The organism is Halorubrum sp. ASP1, from assembly GCF_005435135.1.
GTDB lineage: Archaea > Halobacteriota > Halobacteria > Halobacteriales > Haloferacaceae > Halorubrum > Halorubrum tropicale.
The window spans coordinates 1-8,960 of sequence record NZ_SGUA01000026.1 but is presented as its reverse complement, the minus strand read 5'-3'; the positions used below and the strand labels follow the sequence as shown (position 1 = coordinate 8,960).

Below are 8,960 nucleotides of genomic sequence, written 5' to 3'. Positions count from 1 at the left end.
GTCGAACGCCGCCTCGTAGGCGGTCGCGACCGCCCGCGCGTACGCGCCGTCCCCCGTCGCCGCCGTCGGCGCGGCCGCCACGTCCGGATCGGTCGCCGGCACGCGAACGACGCCGGACTCGCTCCCGCCGTCTCCGCCCCCGGAACAGCCGGCCAGGCCGGTCAGTCCCGCCGCGCCGACCGCGGCGCCGGTTCCTCGCAGGTACGATCGCCGTGTGTGTTCGTCTCGCATACACTACCCGAGGACGACCACCATCATCAAGGGCCGAGTTAAGATGTTAACAGTCCTCTCGGATTCGACGGGCAACGCCGGGAAACCGGACTGAAACAGAGGTTTTTGAACGGAGACCGGACGGTCGCCCCCGCCGACCGCTCGCCTCGACGGGTCGCTACGGTCGCTACTCCAGTCGGTCGAGCGCGGCGACGACGCTGCGGAGCAGCTTCTTCTCGCCGCGGCGCATGTTCTTCGAGACGGCCGCGGTCGAGACGTCGAACTCGTCGGCGAGCGTCGACAGCGTCGCCTCGCGGGGCGACTCGAAGTAGCCGGCGTCGGCGGCCGACTCGATGGTCTCGCGCTCGACGTCGGTCAGGTCCCGACACGCCTCCAGCATCGTCGAGGCCGCGTTCGCGTTCCGCATCGTGTCGAACAGCGCCTCCATCGAGAGCTCCGTGCGGTCCTCCACGACGAACTCGTTGCCCTTCTCCAAGTCGTGGAGCGCCGCCTCGGTCGTCGCCTCGTCGTCGAAGCCGACCTGCCACTGCTCGGAGCCGTCCTCGATGAGGAACGGGCCGGTGATGTAGCCGCCGTGGTCCGTTATCGTCGACATCGCGTTCGTCTCCTCGATGACGGTCCGGATGATCGCGGTTCCGTCCTCCTTCGAGAACAGGCGGTACTCGGCCATGTTCTCGTGGTCGCGGAGCGCCGAGAGCCCCTCGCCGAGCTCGTAGCGGTCCGGCGACTCGACGAGCAGCCGCGTCTCCAACTGCTCCGCCGCCGTGTCCAACTGCCAGTGCATGGCCGAGAAGGAGACGTCGTGGTCGGCGGAGGTGTCGATGAACGGGCAGTCGAACTGCTCCATATCCATCGTGACGTCGAGCATGCCCCGTCCTTATTCCCCGCGTATATAATGGTTGTTCCTGTGAGTTGCGCGGCGATCGGAGGTGTCTCCGTCCGATAGCTGCGCGCCGACCCGATCTCTCTGCCTCGCCTACTCGCCGAACCGCTCTTTCAGCGCCGCGCGGTCGATCTTCGACGGCCCCGATGTCGGCATCTCGTCGACGAAGGCCAGCTCCTTCGGCACCGCGTACCGGGCGACGCGCGAGGCGAGGTGCGACTCCACGTCGCCGAGCGTGAGCGACTCGTCGCCGACGAGAATCGCCTTCCCGACCGTCCCCCACCGCTCGCTCGGGACGCCGATCACGACCGCCTCCTCGATCCCCGGGTGGTCGGTGAGCGCGTCCTCAACGCGGGGCGGATAGACGTTCTCGCCGCCGGAGACGAACATGTTCTTCTTGCGCCCCTCGATGTGGTAGTAGCCGTCCTCGTCGACGCGCGCGAGGTCGCCGGTCGACACCCAGTCGCCGAACGTCTCGGCCGTCTCCGCGGGCTCGTTCCAGTAGCGGTCGGCCGCGGCCGGACCGGCCAGTTCGAGTTCCCCGACCGTCCCGTCGGGGACGGGTCCGTCCTCGTCGACGACGCGCGCGTCGACCGCGAGCGCCGGCACGCCCACGCTGGCGGTCTTCTCCTGCGGGAACCCGTCTGGCATCGCGAAGTTGTTCGGCCCGCACTCGGTGAGCCCGTACCCCTGCGATATCTCGACGCCGCGGTCGCGCCACGCCGCGATGACGCTCTCCCGACAGGGGCCGCCGCCGCTCTTCACGAAGCGGAGCGAGGAGAGGTCGGTGTCTCCGAACTCGTCGTGGCGGGCCATCATCCGCAACACGGCCGGCACCGCGACCAGCGTCGTCGCCGACTCGCGCTCCACGTCCCGCAGCACGCGCCCGGGGTCGACCTCCGGACTCAGCAGGATCCGCCCGCCCATCTGGAAGAAGGGGACCGTGAGCACGTTCCAGCCGCCGGTGTGGAACATCGGGAACACCATCGGCGTAACGTCGTCCTCGCGGAGCCCCCACGCCGTGATCGTGTTGAACGCGTTCCAGCGCATCGCGCCGTGGCTGATCACCGTCTCCTTCGGCGTCCCGGTCGAGCCGCCGGTGTGTAAGAAGAGGTGGGGATCCGCGAGTGAGACGTCGGCAGTCTCGACGGGAGAGCCGTCGACGGGCAGGTCCCGCGTGTACGACCGCCACGCGTCGTCGCCGTCGGTCGGTATCGAGCGGACGGTCGGCTCGACGTCGGCGCGCTCCAAGGCGTCGATGACGTCGCCCTCGAACGGCGTCTCCACGAGGAGGAGTTCGGGGTCGACCGTCCCCAACACCGCCGAGAGGTCGCGCTCCGCGAGCCGGTGCGAGAGCGGCGCGAGGACGGCGCCGGTCTTGCCAGTCGCGAAGAACAGGTCGACCAGCTCGACGCGGTTCCGCGAGACGACGGCGACGCGGTCGCCCGCCTCGACGCCGACCCCGCGGAGGAACCGCGCGGTGCGGTTGGCGCGCTCGTCCAGCTCGGCGTACGTGTACTCGGCGTTCGCGGCCGTGTCGGTGACGGCGACGCGGTCCGGCGAGAGCCGCGCGCGCCGCGCCGACAGCGAGCCGACCCACTCGTACGCCCGGTCGCCGTGCGGGTGCGGTCGCGGGTCGGCGCCGGTCCCCTCCGCGCGGTCCTCGCCCCGCGGGTCGTCTCCGGTCGCCATCTCAGGCGACCTCACCGAGGAACGACCGGACTCGCTCGTTGACGCGCTCGCGCTCCTCGACGAAGAAGAGGTGCGGCCCGCCCTCGAACCGCTCGACCTCGGCGTGCGGGAGCAGCTCCGCCAGGAGGTCGGCGTTCTCGACCGGGAGGACCCGGTCCGCGGTCCCGTGGAGGACGAGCGTCGGCACGGACAGGTCGCCGAGCCGGTCGCTCGCGTCGAACGCCGCCACCGCGGCCGCCTGCGCCTCCCGGCCCGTCGGCGTCGCGTCGCCCGCGAGCCGCCAGTCGACGATCCGGTCGACGAGCTCGGGCTCGCGATCGTAGAATCCGTCCGAGACGGCCGGCTCCATCAGGTAGCGAATCCGCTCGCGGGGGTCGGCGTCCTCGGCCACCGAGAAGATGTGCTCTTGGACCGCCGGCGGCGTCGGCGTCGCCTCGTCGCCGCCGGGCGACGTGCACAGCAGCGTCAGCGACGCGACCCGGTCGTCGGCGAGCGCCAGCTCCTGCGCGATCATCCCGCCCATCGACGCGCCGCAGACGTGGGCCGCGTCGACGCCGCGGTCGTCGAGGACCGCGGCCGCGTCGGCCGCCATCTCGGCGACCGTGTACGGTCCCTCGGGCACGTCGGAGTCCCCGGTGCCGCGGTTGTCCGGACGGAGCACCTCGTAGTCGTCCGCCAACGCCTCGGCGAGCCACCGCCACATCCACCGGCCGTACCCGAGGCCTTCCAACAGCAGCACGGTCGGTCCGTCTGGGTCCCCGTCGACGGCGTAGTCGATCGCCACGCCGTCCCGTGTCACGCTTGGCATAGCAGGAACCACCACGCGGTCCCCCATCAATCCGGGCGTTAACGTTTCAACCACCCCCGCCGAAGCGGGCGGTTCCCGCCGGCTCGCCGCCGCCTCGGGACTCCCGAACGCTCGCGGGCACACACTCACTTCGGTCGGGGACGACCGCCCCGCACGGGTACCGCCAACTCCCTCTTCGTCTCGGCCGACGCGGCGCTCATAACCGACCTGCCCCGGCAGGTTCACCGCGAGGGCCACGGCGTGAAGTACTACGTCGAAACCGAGAGCGACCGCCTTCAGGCGTGGGGGTACCTCGGGTCGTGAGCCTCGAACGGCGCCGGACTCGCTGGCGCCGATCGCCGGTCCGACGGCCCGGCGGCGGCCCTCGCCCTCCACGACTTTTTAACGGTCCGGACCACTACACCGGGTATGCCGAAGTATTCGACGGGCGGCGGCGGCGGCGGCGACGACGGCGACGCGTGCGAGCTCTGCGGCCGCGAGACCGCGGACCTCCGGAAGGCGACTGTCGCCGGCGCGAAGCTGCTCGTGTGTTCGAACTGCCGCCCCCACGACGACGCCGGGAACGCGCCCAGCGGCGGGTCGCGCGGCGGGAGCGCCGGCGGCAGCCCCGGGGGCGCCGGCGGCGGCTCCGGCTCGGGCGCGACCGAGAGCCGGAAGAAGGAGCTCGCCCGCAAGCAGGCGAAGATGTACGACTCCGCCGCCGGCGACTCGAAGCGCTGGGAGGAGGAGGGGACGAGCTACGAGTCCGACCGCCTCCCGTACCTCGTCTCCGGCTACGGCGACGTGGTCACCGAGGCGCGGCAGGACGCCGGGCTGACCGTCGAGGAGGTCGCCGCCGAGCTGGAGGTCGACGAGGACGACCTGCTCGCGGTCGAGGACGGGCGCGCCGCGACCGCCAACGTGGGCGGGTCGGTCGTGCGGGCGCTCGAAGAGCGGTTCGGGATCGACGTCGTCGACGAGTGACCCGCGCCGTCTCCCCCGGCGCCGGGTCGAGCTCGCGGACCGCGCGGGACGCGAGGCGACGGGCATGAAGGCCATCAAGGACAGCGTTCACGGCCACGTCAGGCTCGGCGACCTCGCGACCGACCTCGTGGACACGCCGGCGTTCCAGCGGCTGCGACACATCAAACAGCTGTCCACGGTCCGGCTCGTCTACCCCTCCGCGAACCACACGCGGTTCGAGCACAGCCTCGGCGTCTACCACCTCGCGCGCCGCGCGGTCGAGGGGTTCGACCTCGACGCCGACACCGCGGCGCACGTCCGCGCGGCGGCGCTGCTCCACGACGTGGGGCACGGGCCGTACGGCCACCAGACCGAGGGCATCATTCGGCGCGCGACCGGCCGCGACCACGACGACGTCGCGTGGCTGCTCACCGACGCGGACCGCGAGGTCTGCCGGGTCCTCGAACGGAACGGGCTCGACCCCGAGCGCGTCGCCGCGCTGATCGACGGCGAGGGCGCGCTCGGCCCCCTCGTTTCCGGGGAGCTCGACGTGGACCGGATGGACTACCTCGTGCGCGACGCCCACCACACAGGGGTCCCGTACGGCACCGTCGACACCGGGCGGCTCGTCACCGAGCTCCGGCTGATCGGCGGCGACGGCCCCGGCGAGTCCGCCGACCTCGTCTTGGCCGAGGGGAACGTTGCCACCGCCGAGAGCCTGCTCGTCGCGCGGTCGCTGATGAACGCCGTCGTCTACCGCCACCACGTCTCCCGGGTCGCCGGCGCGATGCTGGAGCGCGCCTGCGAGCGGTACCTCGACCGCACGGGTACCGAGTTGGGGGCGTTCCGCCGGATGGCGGACCACGACCTCCTCGTCGAGCTCCGCGACCGGGTGCCGGCGCTCGGCGAGCGCATCGAGCGCCGCGACCTCTACAAGCGCGCTGTCTGGGCGGGGATCGACGAGGTGCCCGCGGGGACGGTCGACGCCGGCCGCGCCGAGGAGCGGGCGGCCGAGCGCGAGATCGCCGACGCCGTCGGGATCGACCGCGACGCGGTGATAGTCGACATCCCCTCCCGGCCGGCCCTCAAGGAGTCCGGCTCCGCCGTCGTCGTCGACGGCGTCCCGCAGCGGCTGGAGGACGCCTCCGAACTCGTCGCCGGGCTCCGCGCCGCCGAGCGCCGCCGCTGGACGCTCGGCGTCTACTGCCCGGCCGAGCGCGTTGAGCCGGTCGCCGACGCGGCGCGGGACGTGCTCGGACTCCGGGCCGCCGGGCGACCCTCCGCCTGACCGCCGGGTGCGGGGCGGCCGGGGCGCCCGACCGACGGCGCCCGCCGCGGCCTCACTCTCCGCCCGATCCCGGGACCGCCAACACCGGCCGGTCCGCGTTCAACACCAGCGCCTGCGTCGTGCTGCCGAAGACGGCCTTCCCGGCCGGGCTCCGCTTCCGGCCCGACGCGCAGATGAGGTCGGCGTCGACGTCGTCCGCGGCCGCGAGGAGCTCCTCGCTCGGGTCGCCGCTGGCCTCGTAGTGGACGCAGTTGACGCCGGCGGCTTCGAGGGTCTCTCGGGCGCGTCGCACGGTCCCGAGCTGGTGGACCGAGGCGCCCTCCGGGTTGTCCTGGAAGACGTGACAGAGGTGTGCGGTCACATCGTCGGGGGCGCCCGGAAGCCCGACGATGGCCTCGGCCTGTGCGCGCGTCCGCTGCTCGTCGTCGAGTCCGACCGCGACTAACACGTCGTACATACGCGACGGTTCACGCGGTCGGGTAATAAATCGCGCCACGGATTCGCGGCCACCGAAACCGGGTCCGGCGAGGCCGCGACGGCGTCGCGGAGACTCACAGCCTTTTATCGGAGGCCGTCGAAGGCGAACGCATGATCACGGTCAAGGACACCGTCCACGACCACATCGAGATCGACGGTGTCGCCGCGGACCTCGTCGACACGCCCGCAGTCCAGCGGCTCCGGCACGTCAAACAGCTCGGGACGGTCCAGCTCGTCTACCCCTCCGCGAACCACACGCGGTTCGAGCACAGCCTCGGCGTCTACCACCTCGCGAGCCGCGCGCTCGACCACCTCGGGATCGAGGGGACCCGCGCCGACCGCATCGAGGCGGCGGCGATGCTCCACGACGTGGGGCACGGGCCGTTCAGCCACAACCTCGAATCGCTCACGCACCGCCGGACCGGGAAGTACCACGACGACGTCGACGAGCTGCTCGCGACCGGCGCGGTCGGCGACGTGCTGCGCGACCACGATCTCGACCCGGACCGGATCGCCGGGATCGTCGCCGGCGAGGGGCCGTACGCCGGGCTCGTCTCCGGGGAGCTCGACGTGGACCGGATGGACTACCTCGTGCGCGACGCCTACCACACCGGCGTCCCCTACGGCACCATCGACACCGAGCGGTTCGTCCGCGAGCTGACGTTCGTCGAGCGCGACGAGATCGCCGACGAGGGCGGGGCCGACCGCGACGGGCCGGAGCTCGTCTTAGACGAGGGGAACGTCCAGACCGCCGAGAGCCTGCTTTTGGCCCGGGCGCTGATGAACCCGGTCGTCTACACCCACCACGTCGCGCGCATCTCGAAGGCGATGCTGCGCCGCGCCGCGAGCGAGCTCCTCGACGCGACCGCGACGACGGCCGCCGAGCTCCGTCGGATGGACGACCACGACTTCCTCGCGGCGATCCGCGACTGCCGCGCGACCGCCGAGCTGTCGCGTCGGTACGACGAGCGCGACCTCTACAAGCTGGCGGTGTGGGCCGAGTACGACGACGTCCCCGACCGCGTCCACGAGGCGGACCACGCCGCGGAGACCGCCCTCGAACGCGAGATCGCCGCGGAGGCGGGCGTCGCCCGCGACCACGTGATCCTCGACGTGCCCCCGGAGCCGACGATGCGCGAGTCCACCGCGCGCGTCACCGTCAACGGGGAGATCCGACGCCTCGAACGCCAGTCGCCGCTCGTCTCCGCGCTCCGGACCGCGCAGCGCAACCAGTGGCGCCTCGGCGTGTACGCCCCCGAGCCGGCGACCGACCGCGTCGGTCGCGCGGCCGCTGATGTCCTCGCCCTCGACCCCGACGGGCTCGTGACCGAGGTGCGCGGCGCGATGCCGACGACGCTCGACGAGTTCGAGTGAGGGGTATCCGCCCGCCGGGCGACGTGTCGCCGTGACCGACGCGCACCGGGAAAACCGCCGGCCCCGGAACGAGTGGATCGACCCGTTTCAGGCGCTGCTGAACGCCGAGACCGACACCGACCCGCCCCTGAACCCGCACCCGTGACGTTTTATGCCCGGGCTGGCGACCCCCGGTATGCACTTGGAGGGAACGGCGCTGGTCGGGCCCCACTTCGAGCCGGTAGAGGGCCGAGTGGTCGTCGCCGACGGCGAGATCGTCCGGGTCGAGGAGGCGTCGGTCGAGAGCGACGCGGTGATCCTCCCGGCGTTCGTCAACGCCCACACCCACATCGGCGACTCGATCGCCAAGGAGGCGGGCGAGGGGCTCTCGCTCGACGAACTGGTCGCGCCGCCGGACGGGCTGAAACACCGGCTCCTCCGCGCGGCCGACCGCGGGGAGAAGGTCGCCGCGATGGCGCGCACCCTCCGGTACATGGAGTCGACCGGCACCGGCACGTTCCTGGAGTTCCGTGAAGGGGGCGTCGAGGGCGTGCGCGCCCTGCGGGACGCGCTCGCCGGCGAGGGGGTCTCGTTCGGCGGCCGCGCGATCGACGCCGTCGTCTTCGGCCGCGACGACCCCGACGTGCTCTCGGTCGCCGACGGGTACGGCGCCTCGGGCGCCCGCGACGCCGACTTCGACGCGGTCCGGGCGGCGGCGCGCGACGCCGGCAAGCCCTTCGGGATCCACGCCGGCGAGCGCGACGCCGCAGACGTCAACCCCGCGATGGACCTCGACCCCGACTTCCTCGTCCACATGGTCCACGCCGAGCCGATCCACCTCGAACGCCTCGCCGACCGCGGGACCCCGGTCGTCGTCTGCCCGCGCTCGAACCTCGTGACGAACGTCGGCGTGCCGCCGATCCGCGAGCTGGCGGAGCGCACCACCGTCGCGCTCGGCACCGACAACGTGATGACCGACTCGCCGTCGATGTTCCGCGAGATGGAGTTCGCGGCGAAGCTCGCCGACCTCCCCGCCCGCGAAGTGCTGCGGATGGCGACGGTCAACGGCGCCGAGATAGCCGGGCTGAACCGCGGCGTGGTCGAGCCCGGCGCCGACGCCGACCTCCTCGTTCTCGACGGCGACTCGGACAACCTCGCCGGCGCGCGCGACCTCGCCCGCGCCGTCGTCAGGCGCGCGGGACAGGCCGACGTCTCGCGGGTCGTGATCGGCGGCGAGACGGTCGTCCCGCGCGGGGACTGAGTCGCCCGCCCGAACGCCGTCCGCC

8 protein-coding genes and 2 pseudogenes are annotated in these 8,960 nt (G+C 72.5%); 5 read left to right on the top strand and 5 right to left on the bottom strand.

Going from position 1 to position 8,960, the window contains the following annotated elements:
• From EXE48_RS19300 to EXE48_RS17885, 4 genes and pseudogenes are all read right to left on the bottom strand, one after another.
• Positions 1 to 231 (bottom strand): annotated as a pseudogene (locus tag EXE48_RS19300) (ParA family protein); the annotation flags it as partial.
• A 166-nt stretch (positions 232 to 397) separates the two neighbouring features.
• Positions 398 to 1,099 carry a helix-turn-helix domain-containing protein gene (locus EXE48_RS17895; protein ID WP_137704401.1) on the bottom strand — a complete coding sequence of 234 codons (702 nt, stop codon included), beginning with the start codon at positions 1,097 to 1,099 and terminating at the stop codon, positions 398 to 400.
• Positions 1,100 to 1,207: 108 nt separating this feature from the next.
• Complete coding sequence (locus EXE48_RS17890) at positions 1,208 to 2,806, bottom strand: AMP-binding protein (protein ID WP_121600658.1); 1,599 nt, start codon at positions 2,804 to 2,806, stop codon at positions 1,208 to 1,210.
• Between the two features lies 1 nt (position 2,807).
• Positions 2,808 to 3,614, bottom strand: coding sequence for an alpha/beta fold hydrolase (locus EXE48_RS17885; protein ID WP_053772655.1), 807 nt, complete (start codon positions 3,612 to 3,614; stop codon positions 2,808 to 2,810).
• Positions 3,615 to 3,773: 159 nt separating this feature from the next.
• On the opposite strand from EXE48_RS17885, the pseudogene EXE48_RS19185 reads away from it, so the two are divergent.
• The 3 genes and pseudogenes from EXE48_RS19185 to EXE48_RS17870 form a co-directional block, all read left to right on the top strand.
• Positions 3,774 to 3,887: pseudogene (locus tag EXE48_RS19185) on the top strand (phosphoribosylamine-glycine ligase); the annotation flags it as partial.
• 135 nt (positions 3,888 to 4,022) lie between these two features.
• Positions 4,023 to 4,577, top strand: coding sequence for a helix-turn-helix domain-containing protein (locus EXE48_RS17875; protein ID WP_053772654.1), 555 nt, complete (start codon positions 4,023 to 4,025; stop codon positions 4,575 to 4,577).
• A 64-nt stretch (positions 4,578 to 4,641) separates the two neighbouring features.
• Positions 4,642 to 5,844 carry an HD domain-containing protein gene (locus tag EXE48_RS17870; RefSeq protein ID WP_053772653.1) on the top strand — a complete coding sequence of 401 codons (1,203 nt, stop codon included), beginning with the start codon at positions 4,642 to 4,644 and terminating at the stop codon, positions 5,842 to 5,844.
• A 52-nt stretch (positions 5,845 to 5,896) separates the two neighbouring features.
• On the opposite strand, the gene EXE48_RS17865 is transcribed toward EXE48_RS17870, so the two are convergent.
• Positions 5,897 to 6,301 carry a universal stress protein gene (locus EXE48_RS17865; RefSeq protein ID WP_121600655.1) on the bottom strand — a complete coding sequence of 135 codons (405 nt, stop codon included), beginning with the start codon at positions 6,299 to 6,301 and terminating at the stop codon, positions 5,897 to 5,899.
• Positions 6,302 to 6,432: 131 nt separating this feature from the next.
• Between EXE48_RS17865 and EXE48_RS17860 the strand changes: the two genes are divergently transcribed.
• Together EXE48_RS17860 and EXE48_RS17850 are read left to right on the top strand one after the other, a co-directional pair.
• Entirely contained in the window at positions 6,433 to 7,695 is a 1,263-nt protein-coding gene (locus EXE48_RS17860) for an HD domain-containing protein (protein WP_053772651.1), read from the top strand.
• A 175-nt stretch (positions 7,696 to 7,870) separates the two neighbouring features.
• Positions 7,871 to 8,935: an amidohydrolase family protein gene (locus tag EXE48_RS17850; RefSeq protein WP_053772650.1), complete on the top strand. Its 1,065-nt coding sequence runs from the start codon at positions 7,871 to 7,873 to the stop codon at positions 8,933 to 8,935.
• Positions 8,936 to 8,960: the final 25 nt, after the last annotated feature.

Excerpts from the sequence above, each read along its gene's own strand:
- EXE48_RS17885 (WP_053772655.1), bottom strand. The coding sequence starts at position 3,614 with ATGCCAAGCGTGACACGGGACGGCGTGGCGATCGACTACGCCGTCGAC.
- EXE48_RS17875 (WP_053772654.1), top strand. The coding sequence starts at position 4,023 with ATGCCGAAGTATTCGACGGGCGGCGGCGGCGGCGGCGACGACGGCGAC.
- EXE48_RS17860 (WP_053772651.1), top strand. The coding sequence starts at position 6,433 with ATGATCACGGTCAAGGACACCGTCCACGACCACATCGAGATCGACGGT.
- EXE48_RS17865 (WP_121600655.1), bottom strand. The coding sequence starts at position 6,301 with ATGTACGACGTGTTAGTCGCGGTCGGACTCGACGACGAGCAGCGGACG.
- EXE48_RS17870 (WP_053772653.1), top strand. The coding sequence starts at position 4,642 with ATGAAGGCCATCAAGGACAGCGTTCACGGCCACGTCAGGCTCGGCGAC.
- EXE48_RS17895 (WP_137704401.1), bottom strand. The coding sequence starts at position 1,099 with ATGCTCGACGTCACGATGGATATGGAGCAGTTCGACTGCCCGTTCATC.
- EXE48_RS17850 (WP_053772650.1), top strand. The coding sequence starts at position 7,871 with ATGCACTTGGAGGGAACGGCGCTGGTCGGGCCCCACTTCGAGCCGGTA.
- EXE48_RS17890 (WP_121600658.1), bottom strand. The coding sequence starts at position 2,806 with ATGGCGACCGGAGACGACCCGCGGGGCGAGGACCGCGCGGAGGGGACC.